Genomic DNA, 18,288 nt, shown 5'->3' on the forward strand with positions numbered 1-18,288 from the left:
GTCGGGAGGGCGGCATGGAGCAGATCAACTTCAGCGAGCATTCGCGCGCAGTTCACTTCGGACACCGGAAGCTGACGCCGAGGGCCTGCGTCATCGACAGCAAAAAACACCTCCGGCTGTTCCTTTCCGATGCTCTCGAGGATCTTGGGTTCGTGACCTCCGAATGCGGTCAGGCCGGGGACCTGGCCGGCGTGCTGCAGGCGGAGCAGCCGGATTTGATCGTGCTCAGCGTGTGCGTCGACGGGATCAATGTCGGCGAAATTCTCGAGGCCATCGTCCGGAAGAATTTCGGCGGCAAGGTTCTCGTGATCGGTCAACCCGACTCGATTATGGTTAAGGCCGTCCGGCAAATTGGCGAAGAATACGGCATTGCCATGCTGCCTTCCCTGCCGACGCCGTTCGGTGCGGCGAGCCTGCGCGCCACCGTCGCGGAGCTTTTGCCGGCCGAGCCGGCGCCAAGCCCCGCCGTCGACGTCGCCGAGGCGTTGAAGGCCGGCTGGCTCGAATTGTGGTATCAGCAGAAGATCAACACCCGCACGCTGATGCCGAGCGGCGCGGAGGCGCTGGTCCGGATGCGGCATCCGGCCTGGGGCGTGGTCCCGCCGGCCTACTTCATTCCCGACGACAACGATCCGCATTTTCGCAGTCTCTCCGAATTCGTGGTCGGCCGCGCCATCGAGGATTGGCGCTATCTGCTGGAGAGCCAGGGTCCGGTCGACCTCTCGGTCAACCTGCCGGTATCGTTCTTCGGCAATGCGGCGGCGGTGCGCGATCTGTGCAGCGCCATGCCCGCCCACCCCGCGTTCGGCGGGCTGCTCATCGAAATCAACTGCAGCGAGGTGGTCGAGCATCCGAATCTCGCGGTAGACGCCGCCAGACGGCTGCGCCTGCACAATATCGCCATCGCCATCGACAATGTCGGCGCGGAATGGCCCTCGCTCCTGGAGCTTCGGAGCTTCCCCTTCGCCGAGCTGAAGGTCGATCAGCAATATATCAATGGCTGCGCGGACAACCGGTTGAAGCAGACGGTATGCCGGCGGATCGTCGAACTGGCCCGGGACAACGGCGCCCGTGCCACCGCGCTGGGCATCGAAAGCCGCGCCGATTACCTCGCCGCGCACGACATGGGCTTCGATCTGGTCCAGGGCCACCTGTTCGGCAAGCCGGTGGGCGTGCGGAAATTCGCGCGGTCTCGCCCTCAACTCGCTGCCGGCGCCGAGAAAGTTCTCTGAACCAGGCTCACTCGAACTTCATGTCGATGCATTTCGAGATGTCGGAGCCAAGGCCGGATGAGATGATGATGCAGCCGCGCACTTTCAGCGCATTGTTGTCGCTGGCCCACACCGCGTAGCCGCCGGGACCGAAGAACGAATTGGTGTTTGGCCCCTCGGTTTCGGTGGCATCGAACGAATAGTTCCCGTCGGTATCGAAGATGCGCGGCCTCTTGGCGCAGCCGCCGTCGGCCTGCACGTTGATGACTTCCTTGTTGTCGCGCGTCAGGGCCAGTGAGACCTGGCAGCGGAAATATTCCGACGTTTTGGTGTTGAACACGTATGCATAGGATTTGCAGGTCGAAGTGTTGAGCTTGCCCGCGCTCAATCCCCGGCTGCAGGCGATCCTCTGGTTTTGGGAGAGCTTGAAGTCGTTGGCCTCTGCCGCTTGAGCCAGCGTCATGATCGACAGCGCAACACCGAGACCGATCTTCATGACGACGTTCATCCTGACCATCCCTATGACGTTTTTCGCAATGCATGCTTGTAGCCGGAAACGCGAACATAGTCGCGAAGTCGAACGCGGGAAATCACAAAGTCTCAAGTGCGGTGTGATGCGTCGAAGGTGCAGATTGACGGCATCACATCGTTCGTGATTTGTTCAAAACGTGGGACGGGAAGCCGAATGGCTTGCGGGGAGGATGGATGATGACGAGAGTTTCGACAAAAACTGTTTTGGTGGCGGCCGTACTGACGGGGCTGGCGACATCGGCATTCGCACAAGCTGCGGCACCCACGCCCTGGGAGCTGAAGTCGGATATGGGCTATGCCTATGGCAGGGACGGCAAGACCGTGTCCTACAAGATGGGCACCAATAATGCCGGCCTTCTGCTCAAGGGCGCCAAGAAGGTGCCGAAGGGCACGCTGTTCTTCGTTGGCGAGAATGGCCAGCTTTACATGCGGACCGGCCCCTATCTCGAGGGCGATGGCAGATTCATGTTCGGATCGAATTGAGGAGGACTCTTCCCTTCTCCCCTTGTGGGAGAAGGTGGCGCGGACGCAGTCCGCGTCGGATGAGGGGTCTGTGTCCGCGGAGAGAACCCCTCATCCGCCTCCGCTTCGCTCCGGCACCTTCTCCCACAAGGGGAGAAGGGACGAAGCATATCAAAACGCCCCGGCCAGTTCCTTCGCGCCGGGCTTGCTGCTGTTGAAATCCATCCGCTCGTCGGTCACCGCCAGCAGCTTCGCCACCGTGTTGTGGCGGATCGCGACCGGGTTGCGCTCGTAGCCGCCGCGCTGGAAGAAGTTTGAAGTTGGCACCCGCTCGCGCATCGCCTGCGGCATGGTCACCATGTCGAGTCCGGTGCCATCGCCGGTCAGGTTCATCATTTCGAGTTCGGCGGCGGACAGCGGCCGATTATAGCCCTTGGCGCGTGCGAAATGGACCGAGGTCAACAGCTTGTGGGTCTGCAGCATCGGCCCGACGTCGACATCGAGCACCATGGCGTGCACCGCCCAGCCTTGCGGCGTATTGGCAAGCTTCTCATGCTCGGACCAAGTGTCCGGCACTGTGCGCGTGAACGCCACCATCTTTTTCAACACGGCAAGCTTGTGATCCATCGCCTTGCGCGGCGCGCCCGACAGCGTCGCGGTCCTTGCCGTCAGTTCCTTGATGAGTTCGTGACCCTGCTCGGCCAGCAGTTCGACGCTGTTGGTGGTGAGCAACTGATTGTAGCCGATCGCCGTCGAGATCGCGCGCGAGCCCGGCTTCGATGGATTCAACCCCGACTGCATGTCGTAATTGCCGTTGCCGCCGGTCTCGAACGAGTAGACCCGTATTGCCTGTTCGCGTGTCAGGCCTGCCGCCAGTGCGTAACGGGCATAGGCGCGCTTGAACTCGAGCTCGGATGAGGGCCGTTGCGGCGTGAACTGAAACTGCTCGGCGGCGGCTTTCAGGAAATCGGCGACCACCGGCAGCGGCTTGCGCTCGCGCGGCGGCTTCTCTTCCTCCGGCTCCGGGCTGACCGGCCGCTTCGGACCGCTGTAGACCGGCGGCTGCGTCAGCACGTAATCGTCGAGCGTGATGGTCTGGCGTTCCCGGCGCTTGGCATTGCGGCCCTTCCGCTTCTCCGAGATCGAAGCCCAGTAGGCGCCCGCCTCCTCTTCGAACGCGGCGCGCGCTTCCTGATACTCTCTAAGCTTGCGGCGATATTCGGCCATCGCCTGCGGCGAGGCGGCTTGCGCCATCGCATCGGCGGTTGAGGAAGGGAGCGGCTCGATCGCCACGACAGGCGGCACACTCGCAAGCAACGCGAGCGTGACACATCCGGAACCTATGCGAATCAATGGCAGGCGCATGGCTCGGTTGTAGCAAGCATACAAGCGAAGTCAGCCCCGAAACGGCGCGACATTAGGCGGCACTGCCTTACTTGCCTTCTCCCCTTGTGGGAGAAGGTGGATCGCTGACGCGTAGCGACAGCGAGACGGATGAGGGGTCTGTCTCCGCGGATACAAACCCCTCATCCGGCGCTTCGCGCCACCTTCTCCCACAAGGGGAGAAGGGAAGAATTCTCGGCTACTCCTGTTCAACACCACTGGCCTTGACGAGATGCGACCACTTCCTCTCATCCTTGTCGATGGAGAGAGCATAGTCTTCCGGCGTGCCGGGCGTGATCTCGGTGCCGTCATTGCCGAGCTGCTTCTTCACCTCTTCAGAGGCGAGCGCGTCGCGCAGCGCCTTGTTGAGCCGGTCGACGATCGGCCGCGGCGTGCCGGCGGGAGCCACGAGGCCGTAATAGAGCGAAGCGTCGAAAGCGGCGAGCCCCGCCTCCATCATGGTCGGCACCTCCGGCAGCAGGCTCGATCGCGTGGTGCTGGTCACCGCCAGCGCACGCAGCTTGCCGGCGGCGACGTTGGCATGCGAGGCCGGGATCGGCGCGAATGCCATCGGGATGTGGCCACCCAACAGGTCTGTCAACGCGGGGCCGGTGCCTTTGTAGGGGATGTGCACCAGCCTGATCCCTGCCGCGCGGGCAAAATATTCGCCGGTGATATGGCTGGCGGTACCGGCGCCGGCCGAGCCGAAATTGACCTTGTCGGGATTGGTCTTGGCATAGGCGATCAGTTCGGCGACGCTTTTCGCGGGGAATGACGGATGCACGACCAGTGAATTCGGCGCGTTGCCGATCATGCCGATCGGCGCAAAATCCTTGCGCGGATCGTAGCCGGGATTTTTGTAGAGCGAGGGACCGATGGCCAGCGTGCCGGTGTAGCCAAGCAGCAGTGTATAGCCGTCGGGATCGCTTTTGGCGACCGCCTTGGTGCCGACCGTGCCGCCGGCGCCGGGACGATTATCTACCACGACCTTCTCGCCGAGCAGCTCACTCATCTTGTCGGCAATCGCGCGCCCGACGATCGAGGTGCTGCCGCCCGGCGCGAATGGAATGACGAGCGTGATGGCGCGCGCGGGATAATTTTGGGCGTACGCGCCGGTGAATGCCGCCGCCAGCGCGATCATCGCGGTGGCTGCGCAAGCCAATACTTTCCGAGTGGCCATATTGAGCGTGCTCCCAGGACTGTTTTTCTTGTTGGTCTGGTATCGTTGCTTAAACGTTACACAATCGCAAGCGTGATGCGCATGCCGTCATTGCCTGCGACAAACGCGGAGCGTTTGCGCAAGGGAGCGAAGCGACGAAGGTATCCACGCCTCCGCTGGCTGCGAGATGGATTGCTTCGCGGAGCCTGTCATCGGGCGCGCATTCGCGCGACCCGTTGGCTCGCAATGACGGCCCTACCGCCAGGCGAACACCGGTTGCTCCAACTCGGCGACGCGGGTGCTTCTTCCCGCCAGCACTTCGGCAAACTGATAGATCAGCGCCGCCGTCGGCGCGTGGATGTGCTGGCCGGCATGGCGGAAGCGGATCACGCGCCGCGTGCTTTCGGGAATCGTGGTGAAGCTGAACGCGTCCGCGCGCTCGATGTCGTCGAGCGCGACGCGATGCACCGAGGCGACCTCGGCCGGATTGGGAACGATATCGGCAATGGTGCTCACCCAGACCACCACGGGCGTGATCAGATAGCCTGAGCGCGTCGGGTAGTCGTCGAGCAGGCCGAGCACATCGCCCTCCCCCAGCGCGACGCCGAGTTCTTCGTGCAATTCGCGCAGCGCCGCCTGCGCCTGCGTCTCGCCCTGGTCGCAACGGCCACCCGGCAGCGCCCATTGGGCAGCGTGCGAACGCAAGGTCGCGGCGCGGCGGGTCAGGAGAAATGTCGTTCCTCCGCCGCCCTCGGCTTCCGTCAGCGCAATGGCTACTGCGGCGCGCTTCAGCTCCGACCCTGCGCCATCTGAGGGCGCCCGCGTGAAGGCCGCGCAGAGGCTTGCGATATTCCGCCGTGTGGTATCGTCAAATGACCGGCCCATCCCGCTTGACTACAACACAAGTGCAGCCGATGAAATGACCCGAACCGCATGACAACCCGCAGGAAACGGAACGCACGACATGACGACCAAGGCCGCGGACAAACTCAAATCCGACGGCTGGAAGATCGTCGAAACCACCGGCTTCCTGTACCTGATCGGCCCGTTGTGGCAACGCGTCGTCGACGGCAGCCACGAATACGCGCTTGCTACCGAGGACAAGCACCACAATCGCCGCGGCCTGGTGCAGGGCGGCGTCATCATGACCTTCGCCGACCGCACCTGCGGGATGACCGCCCGCTTCGTTTCCGGCAAGCCGACGCTGGCGACCGTGCAGCTCGATACGCATTTTGTCGAAGCCGGCAAGATCGGCGAGATCCTGGTGTCGAAACCGCATGTGGTGCGCTCGACCCGCAGCCTGATTTTCATCACGACGGAGGTGACCGTCGACAAGCGCTGTATCGCGATGGCGAGCGGTGTGTTCAAGATATTGAAGAGCGAGAGCTGAGAGTTGCTGTCATTCCGGGGCGATGCGCAGCATCGAACCCGGAATCTCGAGATTCCGGGTCTGGTCCTTCGGACCATCCCGGAATGACGGCCCAGAATAGAGGACCCATCCCATGCAATACCGCCAACTCGGCCGCAGCGGCCTGAAGATTTCGCCGATCTGTCTGGGCACCATGATGTTCGGCGGCCCGACCGACGAGGCCACGTCGTCGCGCATCATTGCCAAGGCCCGCGAGGCCGGCATCAATTTCATCGACAGCGCGGACGCCTATAATGGCGGCCAGTCCGAACAGGTAGTCGGCCGCGCGATTTCAAACAATCGCACGAACTGGATTCTGGCGACGAAGCTCGCCAACCAGATCGGCGACGATCCCAATCGCGGCGGGCTATCGCGGCGCTGGGTGATGCAGGCGGCTGAAGAGAGCCTGAAGCGGCTTGGCACCGATTTCATCGACATCTACTATTTGCACAAGGAGGATCATGCGACGCCGCTGGAGGAGACGGTGCGCGCCATCGGCGATTTGATGCGCCAGGGCAAGATCCGCTATTTCGGCGTCTCGAACTACCGCGCCTGGCGCGTCGCCGAAATCTGCAACATCTGCGACAACAACGGCATCGATCGCCCGGTCGTCAGCCAGCCCTATTACAACGCCATGAACCGCATGCCCGAGGTCGAGCATTTTCCTGCCTGCGGCTATTACGGCCTCGGCATCGTGCCCTATAGCCCGTTGGCGCGCGGCGTGCTGACCGGCAAGTACAGGCCTGACGCGGCGCCCGACAAGGAGACGCGCGCCGGCCGCGCCGACAAGCGCATGATGCAGACCGAATGGCGGCCGGAGTCGCTGCAGCTCGCGCAGGAGATCAAGCGCCACGCCGAGGCGCGCGGCATCAGCGCCGGACAGTTCGCGGTATCTTGGGTACTGAACTCATCTTTCGTGAGCGGGGTGATCGCGGGCCCCCGCACGGAAGCGCAGTGGGACGATTACGTGAAAGCGCTCGACTATCGCTTCACGGCGGAAGACGAGGCGCTGATCGACCGCCTGGTGGTCAGCGGCCATCCCTCGACGCCGGGGTTCAATGATCCGGCCTACCCGATCGAGGGGCGGCGGGCGCGGACGGATAGCCATACCCGATAAACGGATCGGCCGGCTCGGCTTGCCAGCCACCTTTAGTTGCATTGGAGCTGCAATGCTCAGTAACGGGATAGTAACCTCGCCCGTGGGAAATTCCCTGTTCAGGTGGAGGTCCATGTGGTGGACGAGCACAGAACAGCACCACGGCGGCGCCTGCTGAAGGCGGGCAGGATTTCGTTTGGCGGCGGCACTATCGACTGCACCGTTCGCAATCTCTCCGAAACCGGCGCCGCCCTCGAGGTGAGTTCCCCCGTCGGCATTCCTGAACGCTTCACGCTGGTGATCGAACCTGATCACGTCCATGTGCCGTGTCACGTCGTCTGGCGCAAGGAGACGCGGATCGGGGTTCATTTCGAAGCCTGACCGGCGCAGCCGGCGTCGCGCGCGGCACGCGGCCGCGCACGACAAATCGCGTGGCTGAGAGCGCGAGTTCTCGCAACCGAACGGTCAGTGCCTGGATTCGAGGTTGACGATCACGCCTGTGGGCTCCGGCTCGTGAGGCGATAGCTTCGTCAGCGTCTCATCGCTCCAATAGGCAAGGTTCACGATCATGCCGATCGGCGATTCCGGCTCGGAAGCCTCGGTCGGCTCCAGCACGTTGAGTCCGCCGCTGTCGATGAAGAATGTGTGATCGCCAAACATGCTGGCCAATTGCGGGACCACCGGATGATCATCGGGAAGCGCCTGGGCTTCGAATTGCGACAATGCGCGTTCGACCTGTGCCGAGTTCAATTTCATGCACGACTCCTTACCTGGCTTCTGGTTGGTGAGAACCGCGTGATGGCCTTGACCACACGCGGCTCCTGCGGAGGAAATGACGTCAGGCGTATCGAACCTGAACGTTCGTCCCCACCGGCGCCGCACGCCGGTCCGCAGGTTCGCTTTCAATTCCGCAAACAAGCCGAATTGAATTCGGGACAGTGGTGCCTCTTTGCGGCGGTTCAAGCCGGCAACGGAATTAAATTCGCAATGTTCCGCAGAAAGACAGGTTTTGAGATTTTGCACATCTGCTGGAACGGGGGGAACCAAGCGGAACGTTCCATCCGCGCCAATCTATCTTCCGTCAGGAATGGGATGCCGCCTTGCCAGTTCGTCGAGCGTGAGATGCGCCTCCTCGTCGCTCAGCGCGAAACGGACGATGACATCCTGACGGCCGATCTGCCCCCAAAGCCCCTCCGACGACCATTTCTGCGCCGCCGGCCCGCGCAGGCCTTCGACCCAGACAAAATACCATTCCGTCATTGCAGCACCTCAGGGGCCTCCGATCAGGTTTTGGACCGGAACCGGGTTGTGGCGTTGATGCAATGATATCGCAGACCTCGCACGCGAAACAGGCCGGCGGCCCGTGGCCGCTGCGCTCAACCGCGCCAGAATGAGGCGCAGCGGGCTTCGCTTGAACCTTTTCAGGCCCGGCGGCGACAATCCGGGTGATTGCCCAGAGGATTGCCGGTCATGAATTCGCCAGCGCCAGCTGCCCAACCCGCATCGAACAGCCCTGCCCGCCGCATCGCCGTGGCGCTGATCCTGGGCGGTTTGGTCTTTACCGTGCTGTGGATCATGGTGTTCAACATGATCATCTCGCTGCTGATCGGCGCCGGCTGCTGCGTTGTGATCGTTGCGGCAAGCTCCGCGTCGGACGTGGTCGAAATGATCCTCGATGCGGTGGCCTCCGTCATCTTCGGCGTCGTGGCCGTGATCGCGGCGATCTTCGGCGCGATTTTCAGCGTGTTCGGGTTTTAGCTGCGCGGCTTCACAGGTCATAAATTCCTTCTAATTACCCCAGACGTGCAGCATGAATTGGCGACCGCGGCCGGGATCACGTTCTTCAGCCAACAACGGGCATTCACCCCCTGGATGCCGGGCCTGACGAATGTCCAGGCGCGGCATCCGCTGTCCGCGTTGCAAAGTCTCTGGCAATCTCTTGCATTGCCCCTTAGTGGGACGGTGCGGAAATCGTTGCCGGGTCGATCGATGTTCCGGGAGAAGTTTTCCCCTTGCGCCAGAGCGGTGCCGGCGATTCCAGAAAATGCAATAACGAATGCGGATGCGAATATCAGACTACGGAGATACATGACAACCTCCTGTGGCAATCTCCTGAATTCGCTATTTAGGCGCTTTCCGATCGCAACCCGATATGAACTGCCTCACATGCTTGCCCCCATTTACGAGATCGGGATTGCGGTGGCAGCGCTCTGCGCACTCGGCACCTGAGCGCTACGCCACGGCCTGCCGTTCGCTCTCGGCGAGGCCTTGCAGCAGTAGTTCGCCGAGCGGCACGGGTTTGCTGAAGAAATAGCCCTGCCCCAGGGCAATCCCGAGCGAGCGGATCTTTTCGACCTGTTCGTATGTCTCGACGCCCTCGGCGACGATCGAGAGGTTCAATGTCTTCGCAAGCTGGACGATCGATCCAAGGACGGCGACGGTCTCGGAGCGGCCGATCCTGTCGATGAAAGACTTGTCGATCTTGACCTTGTTGAACGGAAACGCGGTCAGATAGGACAGTGACGAATAGCCGACGCCGAAATCGTCGAGCGCAATCGAAACGCCGAGCCGCTTCAGGCGTTCGAGCGTCTTGAGATTTTCCTGGCTGTCGGCCAGGAAAACGCTCTCGGTGATCTCGAGCTCCAGCCGCGTTTCGGCAAGCCCGCTGTCCGCCAGCGCGTACATCACGGAATCGACAAGGCTGCCGCTGGCGAATTGCAGGCGGACAGGTTGACCGCAACCTTGATATCATCCGGCATCATCATGGCATGGCGGCACGACTTGGCGAGCACCAGATTGCCGAGCTCGACGATCAGCCCGCACTTACGGTTTCGCTCGGGCTCAATGTTTTCGTTAAAACCCCCGTAGGAACACGGAGATACCTGCGATCCCAGCCGCGTGGCTGGCTCGAACAGCGAGCACGTATACGTCCGCATTCTCGCGGCGTAGGGGCCCGAGCTTTGCTTGGAACTTCCGCCCTCAAAAAAGCCAAGGGCGCAGGGAAAGCCGGGTGCACGCTGCACCCGCGGTCTCGCGTGCTTTTGCGCATAAGGAAACGCACACGAGCATACAGGGCAGCGGAGGCATCCCGGCTTTCCCTGCGCGATGGTTTACGGCTTACTTCGTGCTCTTCCCGGAGAACGGCTTTCTTGCCTCCGTCATCCCTAAGAAGCTTCGCTTCTCAAGAATTTAACGCCAGCACCGCGGCGCCAGAACCACACGACTTCGCCGTCCGCTTCAGGCGCTTAACGTCAGCTAGCGCTATCAGCGTCCACCGCATCTCACCGCGCGTTCGTGACGTGGCCAACGCCCCTTGGGTAGGTGAGACGCGCGGAGTTATGGCGTTGATTTGGGTCGCGCGTGAAGCGGAATATTTTTGCGACAAGGACTGGACAGGTTTTACTGATTTGCCCGTCGTGCCAATTGGTCGCACCTCGCGGGCGACAATCTGCGCTTGCATTGAAGGGCAAATCAGCGGCAGCGCGTAGCCCGCATCTCAGCCCGCGTCCACATCTACCAGCCGCGTCTTTGAACGGAACAGAATGGGAGGCCATATCGTTGCCCGTCATGAGCGAGACGCTGGCAAACCTTGTCGCAGACTCCTTTCAGATCGCCTGGGACTACCTTGAGGCAACCGGCGAGCTGGGCAGCCCGGACATTGCGGCCAATCATCTGCTCGATACGATTGAAATGATGATCAAGTGTGGAGAGCGGCGACGCCTGCTGCTCTCGAACAATGCCATCAGCGCCTACCAGCGCTTCAGGGCGGAGCAACTGATATCCCTGGCCTCGTAGGAACAGGCCATTTCCAAGCGCGTTTGCTCTTCGGAGGTGTGCAATGGACAATCTCACGAAGAGAAACCAGCCCGACCGCAGCAAGATCAACATGCACGAAGACTACGAGGTCAAGCACTGGACCAAGGCGCTCGGCGTGACGAGGGAAAAGCTGCAGAAGGCAGTCGACAAGGTCGGGAATTCAGCCGCTGCCGTTCGCAAGGAGCTTGGCCTGTTGGGTACGTCTCATTCGTGATCGCCCCAAAATGTCCTGTGTTTCGGCCTGGGATGGGTTTGCGAGAACCACCCCACGCGCGCATGGAGCGAAGAGACCGGCTGTCAGTGCTGACAGCGCCATGCCTTGCGCATGCCAGCAGGCCAACTGGGTTGAACAGCCGCACATCTCAAAGGCAGCGGAAGAGGATTGAGGCCGGTCCCCATCAGGGAACCTTGGCTGCCTGGTGCGTTGAAACCTTGGTTGCCTTGGTGCGTTGAAACCTTGGTTGCCTTGGTGCGTTGATATGCATGCACCCTTTTGAACAACGAGAAAAGCCCTCGGCTTCAGCCGAAGAGCGTGCGGCGAAAGCAGAGCAGCGCCGCTGGGACGTCGAGCAGGCGCTCCGCGAACGCAAAGCGGCTGACGACGCTTTCCGCGTCAACTTCGAGCGACTGAAAGCCGAACGCCTCGCTCGCGAGGCAGCGAAGTCATAGCGCACCGCTGCGCTTCCCAGTGGTATCGATGAGGGATGTAGCCCTCATTGAGGTGAAGGCCTATGGCGTTTCGCGCCAGGGGCCTTTTGCTTTTCGGCGGGTAGCCCGCATGAGCCCATGAGCCAACGGTCGCGCGCCCGCGACGACAAGCGCTCATCCGGGCTACTTTGCTCATGTTGATCCCAACGCGGCGCGAAAAGAGACTGTTGAGACGTCTGGCCGAAGGCAAATTAAAAATCTGGCGATAAGCATGCTTATTTTGGCAGAAACCATTTCCAGTATGCTTAGATCGTCGCCAGCAGAGCAGATGCGGTCAGCGAATGCAGTGGTACGTGATCCTGGTTTCGGTCGCCACGATCGGCGCATTTGGGTGGTTTGCGCTCGAACTCGTTGGTCGGCCTATTCGAAATTTCTTCGATCTACGACGGACTGTGCGCCATCAAATGCCTTTTCTAGCGAACGTCGCAGCGCCACAACCTCGCGAGACCTGCGTCACTTCCGAGCAGATACGGCAATACGATACAGACTTGAAAAATGCGCGCGAGGCACAACGTGTCTTACGTGATTTGGCCTCTCAAATGCTGGCGTTCGCCGAGAGCGAAAGGCCGGCTTGTATCGCAATCAGGCCGTTTGGTTTTGATCCCTCGTCGGCTGGCAGCGGCCTGATCGGACTTTCGAACACGCTCGACCGCCATGGGACCGACCGCGACAGCTTTCGCAAAAATGTCGAACGGGCACTGCGGTTTGGCGAATAGCCCGCATGAGCGAAGCGATATGCGGAGATCGGCTCAACCAATGCCCGGATATCGCTTCGCTCATCCGGGCTACGCTTACTGCTTTCCGCTAAGCTCCCCTGCCGTCCTGCTTGCCAATCACGCAGCGCCATGCCGCCAGGCGCTCGGCCGGATGCTGGTTCATCCACTCGGCGAGCTGCGGCGCGCCCATCAAGCAGGACTGCATCGAGACATCGGCAAAGTCCGAGGTGGTGACGGTCTGCTCGTGGCAAATTGTCGGAGACGAGAGACTACAGAGCACGGCGATTATCTTGATCACGACAGGAGACCCCCGTCGCTGCGATAGGCTCTGGTGTCGCTGACCGCACGACTTATCGGTGCCTTGTCCTGCGGCGCCCTGACCGGATCAGCCTGCGGGAAGATGCTGTCATATATCGCGCGGGCTTCTCGAACTAAGCGCGCTCGCTCGCGCTCAGATTTTGGCACAAATCGAACAACTTCGCCCATTTTCACTCCGATCCTTTAGAGAACGAGTTGGATTTTGGATGATGATAATCATTCCATTTCGATTTAGGATCTCAATTCCAATTTTGAAGCTGTGCTGGTGGTAACGAAGGAATAAAATGCTCGTGATGGGCACGGCACACCCAAATGCCACTAGCAAATAGCCCGCATGAGCAAAGCGGATATGCGGGGATGGGCACTAACTAAAATCCGGATGTCGCTTCCTCCTTTGCTCGCTGAGCTACGGCAGACAAGTCGCTCATCCGGGTTACCCTTGCTAGACCCGCGCTTTAGGAGTTGTATACCGCCCATCAGCATGCGCAGTGCAATGCGCGAGCAGCGATTAAGGCTGGAATTCTTTCCCACCACTCCTTTGGAGGAAAAGACTTCGCTTAGGGTCCCTCTGTTTGGCACTTGGAGGCGGCATGACACGTTGGAGCGCGAGTGTCGTCGCAATATTTCTGGTGAGCTGCCCTGGCCCAGCGAGTGCGCAGGTGAACTGCGAGGCGATACCTCGCGGACCGGCGCGCACCGATTGCTACCTCGGCCTCGCTCAGTACTATCGGGCACAATCGGATCTTGCCGCGGCCAAAGCACTGCAGCAATCAGACGCCGCGTGGTATCGAGCGATTACCGGAGCGGACCCTCCAAAGTATAGACCGCCCCGGCGACGATAAAGGTTTGGACAGTGTTTGCACGAAGACGAGGAATCCTACCATGCGGTTGTCTCAAGTCGCTGCTTTCGCGCTGATCGCTGGAGCAGCAAGCACAATGTCGGCGTCTCCAGCGTTTGCCGCGCCTGACTGTCCAAAGTTGATAGGACTTATAGATTGGGGCGAGAATTCAACCGGCGACATCAGCGTCGCACCGGGGGCGAGTTGCCAATTTCCGATCCCGATGCGCGGCACGGTAAGCAGTTCTGACATTCTGCAAAAGCCGAAATACGGCAAGCTGAAAAAGCTCAACCCGACGACTTACGAATACAAGGCGAAGAAAAAGTACACGGGAAGCGATACGTTTGCCATCAAGGCAACGGGACAGGGGCCGTCGGCCTCCGGCACGTCGGTCATTACCGTAAACGCGACGATCAAATAGCGTTCCTTGTGTCCATCGCGCGGCGGGCGAAAAATGCGCCCTTCTCGGGAGGTTCGAACATGGCACGGCAGCTTTTCTTTGCGATCATCTTCATAGGCGCAGGCGCGTTCCTCAACTCACCGGCAGTCGCGCAGGAATGGCGATGTGAGGACAGGGCCGCGAATTGCCTGGGCAGGTGCACCGACAGGGCGGCAGGGATAAGCGACTGGGGAAGTCAGGGAAAATGTTGGCGCTGCGACCGGCAACTGATCAAATGCGTGAGCAACGCGAACATGCGGCGGCAGCGTTTTTATTGAACTCGATGGCATGCCGGTGCCGTTCAAAGACTTTCGAAATCTGCAAGCACGGTTCGGCCGCGACACCACCAGCGGCGTGAGGAGCGATGACTTCGGTTCAATGGCTTAAGGGCTACACACAGGCTGAGCTTGATAGCGCCCAACGTCGATTTGATCTGGAGTTTCCCCCGGACTTGATTGCCTTGTTGAAGGAGAAACGTCCGGCAAAAGGACGCGATTGGACGAACGACGCTGACATAAGGCGAGCGCTGGCTTGGCCGTTTGAAGGACTTCTGTTCGACGTTGAACAGAATCACCTGTGGTGGCCCGAGTGGGGAACGAGGCCAACCAACGCAGATGCCCGCAAGGAGATTTTGCGATCAGTCGTCTCGCGTGCGCCGAAGTTGATACCGTTAATCGGGCACCGATATTTGCCGGAAGAACCCCATGCGGGAACGGGAATGGGATATCAACGGAAACGCCCGGATATCGCGGAGCCTGTCATCGGGCGCGCATTCGCGCGACCCGTTGGCTCGTCCGGGCTTGCTGCATCTGCTTCGCGCCTTCGCTGGCGGAAGTGTTCCAGGTCGCTCGCCGGTGGCGGCCGCGAAATCCCATGGCTAAAGAAAGCCAGGTAAGTTGTCGGCAGCCGCGCCGGTCGTTCGTCCTCCAGATGCAAAGCGCGAGAACCGGATACCGAACCATGGGAAAGATCGCAATCACCCACATCACTTTCGAGAGCGTCATGCAATCACCCGGAGCCCACAATGATTCCCACCATCACAGCCTTTGAACGGTCGCCCGACCGCGGTGAGGGACAGGCACGTGACCTGCGTGTTCGTTGGGCGCTCGAAGAAGTAGGTCAACCGTACGACGTTCGTCTTGTTTCGTTCAGTGATATGAAGGAACCCGCGCATCGTGCGCTTCATCCATTCGGGCAGATTCCGACATATGAAGAAGGCAATCTCTCCCTGTTCGAGTCGGGAGCGATCGTGTTCCATATCGCGGAGCGCCATAGTGGCCTGCTGCCGGACGATGCGAATGCCCGGGCGCGCGCGATCACATGGATGTTTGCCGCGCTTAACACGGTGGAGCCGCCGATTGTTGATCGCGAAATGGCCACGCTCGTGGAGCGCGACAAGACCTGGTACGAGCAGCGCCTGCCTATCCTCGAGGATCGCGTCCGTGGCCGGCTGGACGAACTTTCCCGTCGGCTTGGCGATGCCGACTGGCTCGATGGCGCGTTCGGCGCCGGTGACCTACTAATGGTGACGGTGCTGCGCAGGTTGAACGGATCGGGCCTACTGGACAAATATCCGAACCTCTCCGCCTATGTCGCCCGCGGCGAAGCGCGGCCGGCCTTCAAGCGTGCTTTCGACGCTCAATTGGCGGTTTTCACCGCCGCATCCTCTGGCTGATAAAGATTTGCCCTGGGCGCAATTCAGCCGTTAGGCATGCTTGGCATCGGTGCCTGCTTGATGGTGCCCAGGGGCGGGATCGAACCACCGACACTGCGATTTTCAGTCGTTTTACAAAAATCTTGGGCGTTCTTCAGCGATGATAGGCGACAAGTTGTTGTCATCGGAAGGCCAGTGTTTATAAGGGTTTTGTCGGTCGCTCAAGGTCGCCTGCGGTCGGCATAAACCGGACTGTTTCTCGTCCCCGGCGCGTCCCCAAGGGTAAAGGGGATGGTGGCCAGCCTCGGGGACGCATTTAGAGCCTCCATTGGCCCGCGCCCTTACCGACACCACGATCAAAGGAATAAAGCCTCCCGCTGCCGGGCGAGTTGAAGTCGCCGATCTGCGCTGCGCCGGCCTTTCCTTCCGCATCACAGCTGCAGGGATTCGTTCCTGGAGCTTCCGCTTTCGGGACCCGCAGTCGGGCAAGGACGCAAGATCCACCATTGGCCACTACCCTGACATTTCATTGGGGGCGGCCAGGGAGGCCGCGGATGCGCTCAGAGGCAAGGTCGCCAAGGGCGTCAACCCGATCTCTGAGAAGCGCCGGGATCGACGCGACGCCAGCAGCAAGACCTTTCGGGCCCTGGCCGACCGTTACATGGAGGAGCATGCCCGGAGGTTTAAACGCTCTGCCGACGCTGATGAGAGAAATCTTCGGCTGCACGTTCTCCCCAAATGGGCCAAGCGCCGATACGATCACATTAGGCGCAGCGACGTGATCGAATTGGTAGAGGGCATGGTCAAGGCCGGCTCTCCGGTTCAGGCCAACCGGGTTCAAGCCCTAATCTCGATGGTCTTTAGCTTTGCGGTGGACTCCGATCTCATGGAGGCTAATCCCTGCTCGCGCCTACGAAAGCGCGGGGCAGAAAATCAGGAAACCAGGGTCCTTTCGGACGATGAAATTCGACAATTCTGGCGCCGGGCGGTCTTGCCCCCGGTAACACGGCGGGTGGGGCTGGCACTTCGGCTGGTGTTACTGACAGGCTGCCGTCCGGGGGAAGCCGCCGGCATCGATCGAAAAGAACTGTCAGACCTGGATCAGGCCGACAACGCCGCTTGGCTTCTGCCACCCGATCGATCGAAGAATGGCCGGGCCCATTTGATGCCCCTGTCCGAGATGGCTCGCGCGACGGTTCTTTCGGCCATCGAGTTGATTTCGGACGACGACAACTACCTGTTCCCCTCTCCTGTCGAAGCTGGCGGCCCCATCACCGGCCATGCGCTCACCGTGGCGATGAGCCGTATGGGTAAGAAGATTGAAGGCGCCGCGTTGACGACATGGTCGGCCGACCCGCCCTCACCCCATGATCTACGTCGAACGGCTGCAACTCGGTTATCTGCTTTGGGCGTTTCCAAAGAGGACCGCGACGCCTGCTTCAATCACACACCGACCGACGTCGGCTCTAGGCACTATGACCAATATGAGCGCGCACTAGAAAAACGTCGCGCTCTGGATATGTGGGCAATTCACTTAGGCTCCATTCTCAAATCGGGTCAGTCAACGACATGATGGCAGATCATCTTTTTGGATTTTGGCTGAAATCGAATGACTGGCCGAGAGACACGGCATCACACATATTTCTCGCACGAGCCATGGACTCCATCGGGAAGGTCTTATTTGGAGAAAATTGGCATGGAGTACTGGATATAACTTCCGAACTGCCGCCTTCGCTCCCGATCTCGATGCGGCATACCGATATAAGCACGAGAAACCGTGCCTACGATCTTTTGGTAAAGCACAGGCCTGACCGTGGTTTGACGCCACGAGGAACATCAAGATCAAGAGAGCTGTGTGAAGAGGAATGGAGTGCAGCACGGGACGTGGTTTCGGAACAGCGAGCGGCAGTACGCCCGAGCGTAGATCGGTTTAAGGGCGTCGAGCAGGCGCTCCTGAGCGGAGCCGAGTCGGGCAAGATATTCACTGCTTTTCGGTCAACAGACGGCGGGCAATTCACCGACATGCCTGCATGGTGGTGGAACACAGAAAAAATTTCAAATCGATTTCTCAGATGTCAGATCAATCCCAGAGACCCATTCGGAGCAGGATTTGCCGGAAAGGATTACTGTTGGATTTTCGTGACCCATGAGAGCCTGCACACCTACCTAAATGGTCTTTGGAAGCCAACAAGTGAGGTTTCGGAACCACCTACCCCGGCTCTTGCGGATCCGGGAAGTTATTATGATCTGGTCCCACTCCCCGGGAAGAAACAACAGGCTGTCTTCAGCGCAATCAAATCGGTGTGGCCGGACGGGAGAGTACCCCGGTTGCTCTCAATTGCGGACATAGAGAAACAAATCAACCCCGTGGTTAAACGCCTGGGCGACCCTGGAGGAGCGAGTGCGGACAACATTCGCCGGGCCCTAGGCCTCAAAAAATAGAGCGCTGCTACGGCAAATTTGGCGGTTTCGGCAAATTTGGCAAGCGCTGTTGGCAAAACTGGCAACGATCAATCCTTCGCCATCGAACGCCCAACACCGCCGAAAG

General features: G+C 60.3%; 25 protein-coding genes. 13 read left to right on the forward strand and 12 right to left on the reverse strand.

All coding sequences use genetic code 11. The annotated features are described in order from the left end of the window. Positions 1–14: 14 nt before the first annotated feature. On the forward strand, positions 15–1,232 hold the full coding sequence (locus tag ACH79_RS07095) for an EAL domain-containing protein (protein ID WP_161850378.1): 1,218 nt from the start codon (positions 15–17) through the stop codon (positions 1,230–1,232). A 7-nt stretch (positions 1,233–1,239) separates the two neighbouring features. Here ACH79_RS07095 and ACH79_RS07100 read toward each other — a convergent pair whose 3' ends face one another. After that, complete coding sequence (locus ACH79_RS07100) at positions 1,240–1,719, reverse strand: hypothetical protein (RefSeq protein ID WP_161850379.1); 480 nt, start codon at positions 1,717–1,719, stop codon at positions 1,240–1,242. 200 nt (positions 1,720–1,919) lie between these two features. Here ACH79_RS07100 and ACH79_RS07105 point away from each other — a divergent pair, with 200 nt between their 5' ends. Then, entirely contained in the window at positions 1,920–2,225 is a 306-nt protein-coding gene (locus tag ACH79_RS07105) for a hypothetical protein (protein ID WP_161850380.1), read from the forward strand. A 150-nt stretch (positions 2,226–2,375) separates the two neighbouring features. Here ACH79_RS07105 and ACH79_RS07110 read toward each other — a convergent pair whose 3' ends face one another. From ACH79_RS07110 to ACH79_RS07120, 3 genes are all read right to left on the reverse strand, one after another. Then, a complete protein-coding gene (locus ACH79_RS07110; protein WP_161850381.1) occupies positions 2,376–3,569 on the reverse strand; it encodes a hypothetical protein in 1,194 nt (397 codons plus the stop codon). A 217-nt stretch (positions 3,570–3,786) separates the two neighbouring features. Beyond that, positions 3,787–4,767 carry a tripartite tricarboxylate transporter substrate binding protein gene (locus ACH79_RS07115; RefSeq protein WP_161850382.1) on the reverse strand — a complete coding sequence of 327 codons (981 nt, stop codon included), beginning with the start codon at positions 4,765–4,767 and terminating at the stop codon, positions 3,787–3,789. A 234-nt stretch (positions 4,768–5,001) separates the two neighbouring features. Then, the gene (locus ACH79_RS07120; protein ID WP_161850383.1) at positions 5,002–5,631 is read right to left on the reverse strand and encodes a CoA pyrophosphatase; all 630 of its coding nucleotides are present in this window, start codon (positions 5,629–5,631) and stop codon (positions 5,002–5,004) included. 79 nt (positions 5,632–5,710) lie between these two features. Here ACH79_RS07120 and ACH79_RS07125 point away from each other — a divergent pair, with 79 nt between their 5' ends. The 3 genes from ACH79_RS07125 (at position 5,711) to ACH79_RS07135 (ending at position 7,631) form a co-directional block, all read left to right on the forward strand. Continuing rightward, positions 5,711–6,136, forward strand: coding sequence for a PaaI family thioesterase (locus ACH79_RS07125; RefSeq protein WP_161850384.1), 426 nt, complete (start codon positions 5,711–5,713; stop codon positions 6,134–6,136). Positions 6,137–6,248: 112 nt separating this feature from the next. Next, positions 6,249–7,271: an aldo/keto reductase gene (locus ACH79_RS07130; protein ID WP_161850385.1), complete on the forward strand. Its 1,023-nt coding sequence runs from the start codon at positions 6,249–6,251 to the stop codon at positions 7,269–7,271. Between the two features lie 117 nt (positions 7,272–7,388). Next, positions 7,389–7,631 carry a PilZ domain-containing protein gene (locus ACH79_RS07135; protein ID WP_161850386.1) on the forward strand — a complete coding sequence of 81 codons (243 nt, stop codon included), beginning with the start codon at positions 7,389–7,391 and terminating at the stop codon, positions 7,629–7,631. Between the two features lie 84 nt (positions 7,632–7,715). Here the strand turns inward: ACH79_RS07135 and ACH79_RS07140 are convergent, their stop codons facing one another. Together ACH79_RS07140 and ACH79_RS07145 are read right to left on the reverse strand one after the other, a co-directional pair. Next, positions 7,716–8,006: a hypothetical protein gene (locus tag ACH79_RS07140; RefSeq protein WP_161850387.1), complete on the reverse strand. Its 291-nt coding sequence runs from the start codon at positions 8,004–8,006 to the stop codon at positions 7,716–7,718. Positions 8,007–8,321: 315 nt separating this feature from the next. After that, the gene (locus tag ACH79_RS07145) at positions 8,322–8,510 is read right to left on the reverse strand and encodes a hypothetical protein (RefSeq protein ID WP_161850388.1); all 189 of its coding nucleotides are present in this window, start codon (positions 8,508–8,510) and stop codon (positions 8,322–8,324) included. A gap of 210 nt (positions 8,511–8,720) precedes the next feature. Between ACH79_RS07145 and ACH79_RS07150 the strand changes: the two genes are divergently transcribed. Then, positions 8,721–9,008 (forward strand): hypothetical protein, encoded by a 288-nt coding sequence (locus tag ACH79_RS07150; RefSeq protein WP_161850389.1) that lies wholly within the window; start codon positions 8,721–8,723, stop codon positions 9,006–9,008. A 17-nt stretch (positions 9,009–9,025) separates the two neighbouring features. Here ACH79_RS07150 and ACH79_RS07155 read toward each other — a convergent pair whose 3' ends face one another. The 3 genes from ACH79_RS07155 to ACH79_RS07165 all read right to left on the reverse strand — a co-directional run bounded on the left by ACH79_RS07155 (position 9,026) and on the right by ACH79_RS07165 (position 10,273). Beyond that, the gene (locus ACH79_RS07155) at positions 9,026–9,340 is read right to left on the reverse strand and encodes a PAN domain-containing protein (RefSeq protein ID WP_161850390.1); all 315 of its coding nucleotides are present in this window, start codon (positions 9,338–9,340) and stop codon (positions 9,026–9,028) included. 142 nt (positions 9,341–9,482) lie between these two features. Then, on the reverse strand, positions 9,483–9,935 hold the full coding sequence (locus ACH79_RS07160; protein WP_161850391.1) for an EAL domain-containing protein: 453 nt from the start codon (positions 9,933–9,935) through the stop codon (positions 9,483–9,485). Beyond that, positions 9,935–10,273: a hypothetical protein gene (locus ACH79_RS07165; RefSeq protein ID WP_161850392.1), complete on the reverse strand. Its 339-nt coding sequence runs from the start codon at positions 10,271–10,273 to the stop codon at positions 9,935–9,937. Before ACH79_RS07165 ends, ACH79_RS07160 begins: the two co-directional genes overlap by 1 nt. 544 nt (positions 10,274–10,817) lie before the next feature. On the opposite strand from ACH79_RS07165, the gene ACH79_RS07170 reads away from it, so the two are divergent. The 3 genes from ACH79_RS07170 to ACH79_RS07180 all read left to right on the forward strand — a co-directional run bounded on the left by ACH79_RS07170 (position 10,818) and on the right by ACH79_RS07180 (position 12,490). Beyond that, a complete protein-coding gene (locus tag ACH79_RS07170) occupies positions 10,818–11,045 on the forward strand; it encodes a hypothetical protein (protein ID WP_161850393.1) in 228 nt (75 codons plus the stop codon). A 43-nt stretch (positions 11,046–11,088) separates the two neighbouring features. Further along, positions 11,089–11,280 (forward strand): DUF3606 domain-containing protein, encoded by a 192-nt coding sequence (locus ACH79_RS07175; protein WP_161850394.1) that lies wholly within the window; start codon positions 11,089–11,091, stop codon positions 11,278–11,280. Between the two features lie 775 nt (positions 11,281–12,055). Continuing rightward, on the forward strand, positions 12,056–12,490 hold the full coding sequence (locus ACH79_RS07180) for a hypothetical protein (protein ID WP_161850395.1): 435 nt from the start codon (positions 12,056–12,058) through the stop codon (positions 12,488–12,490). Between the two features lie 88 nt (positions 12,491–12,578). Here the strand turns inward: ACH79_RS07180 and ACH79_RS07185 are convergent, their stop codons facing one another. Both ACH79_RS07185 and ACH79_RS43745 read right to left on the reverse strand, forming a co-directional pair. After that, positions 12,579–12,788, reverse strand: a complete 210-nt coding sequence (locus tag ACH79_RS07185) for a hypothetical protein (RefSeq protein ID WP_161850396.1) — start codon at positions 12,786–12,788, stop codon at positions 12,579–12,581. Further along, on the reverse strand, positions 12,785–12,976 hold the full coding sequence (locus tag ACH79_RS43745) for a hypothetical protein (protein ID WP_161850397.1): 192 nt from the start codon (positions 12,974–12,976) through the stop codon (positions 12,785–12,787). The genes ACH79_RS07185 and ACH79_RS43745 overlap by 4 nt, the downstream gene beginning before the upstream one ends. Positions 12,977–13,690: 714 nt before the next feature. Here ACH79_RS43745 and ACH79_RS07195 point away from each other — a divergent pair. After that, positions 13,691–14,068, forward strand: coding sequence for a hypothetical protein (locus tag ACH79_RS07195; protein WP_202639189.1), 378 nt, complete (start codon positions 13,691–13,693; stop codon positions 14,066–14,068). Positions 14,069–14,179: 111 nt separating this feature from the next. Here ACH79_RS07195 and ACH79_RS45035 read toward each other — a convergent pair whose 3' ends face one another. Further along, a complete protein-coding gene (locus tag ACH79_RS45035; protein WP_161856252.1) occupies positions 14,180–14,293 on the reverse strand; it encodes an SWIM zinc finger family protein in 114 nt (37 codons plus the stop codon). An 817-nt stretch (positions 14,294–15,110) separates the two neighbouring features. Here ACH79_RS45035 and ACH79_RS07205 point away from each other — a divergent pair. From ACH79_RS07205 to ACH79_RS07215, 3 genes are all read left to right on the forward strand, one after another. Continuing rightward, complete coding sequence (locus tag ACH79_RS07205) at positions 15,111–15,761, forward strand: glutathione S-transferase family protein (RefSeq protein WP_161850398.1); 651 nt, start codon at positions 15,111–15,113, stop codon at positions 15,759–15,761. Positions 15,762–16,068: 307 nt separating this feature from the next. Beyond that, positions 16,069–17,313, forward strand: a complete 1,245-nt coding sequence (locus ACH79_RS07210; RefSeq protein ID WP_161850399.1) for a site-specific integrase — start codon at positions 16,069–16,071, stop codon at positions 17,311–17,313. Continuing rightward, the gene (locus tag ACH79_RS07215; protein WP_161850400.1) at positions 17,313–18,182 is read left to right on the forward strand and encodes a hypothetical protein; all 870 of its coding nucleotides are present in this window, start codon (positions 17,313–17,315) and stop codon (positions 18,180–18,182) included. The genes ACH79_RS07210 and ACH79_RS07215 overlap by 1 nt, the downstream gene beginning before the upstream one ends. Positions 18,183–18,288: the final 106 nt, after the last annotated feature.

Source organism: Bradyrhizobium sp. CCBAU 051011 (assembly GCF_009930815.1).
Classification (GTDB): domain Bacteria; phylum Pseudomonadota; class Alphaproteobacteria; order Rhizobiales; family Xanthobacteraceae; genus Bradyrhizobium.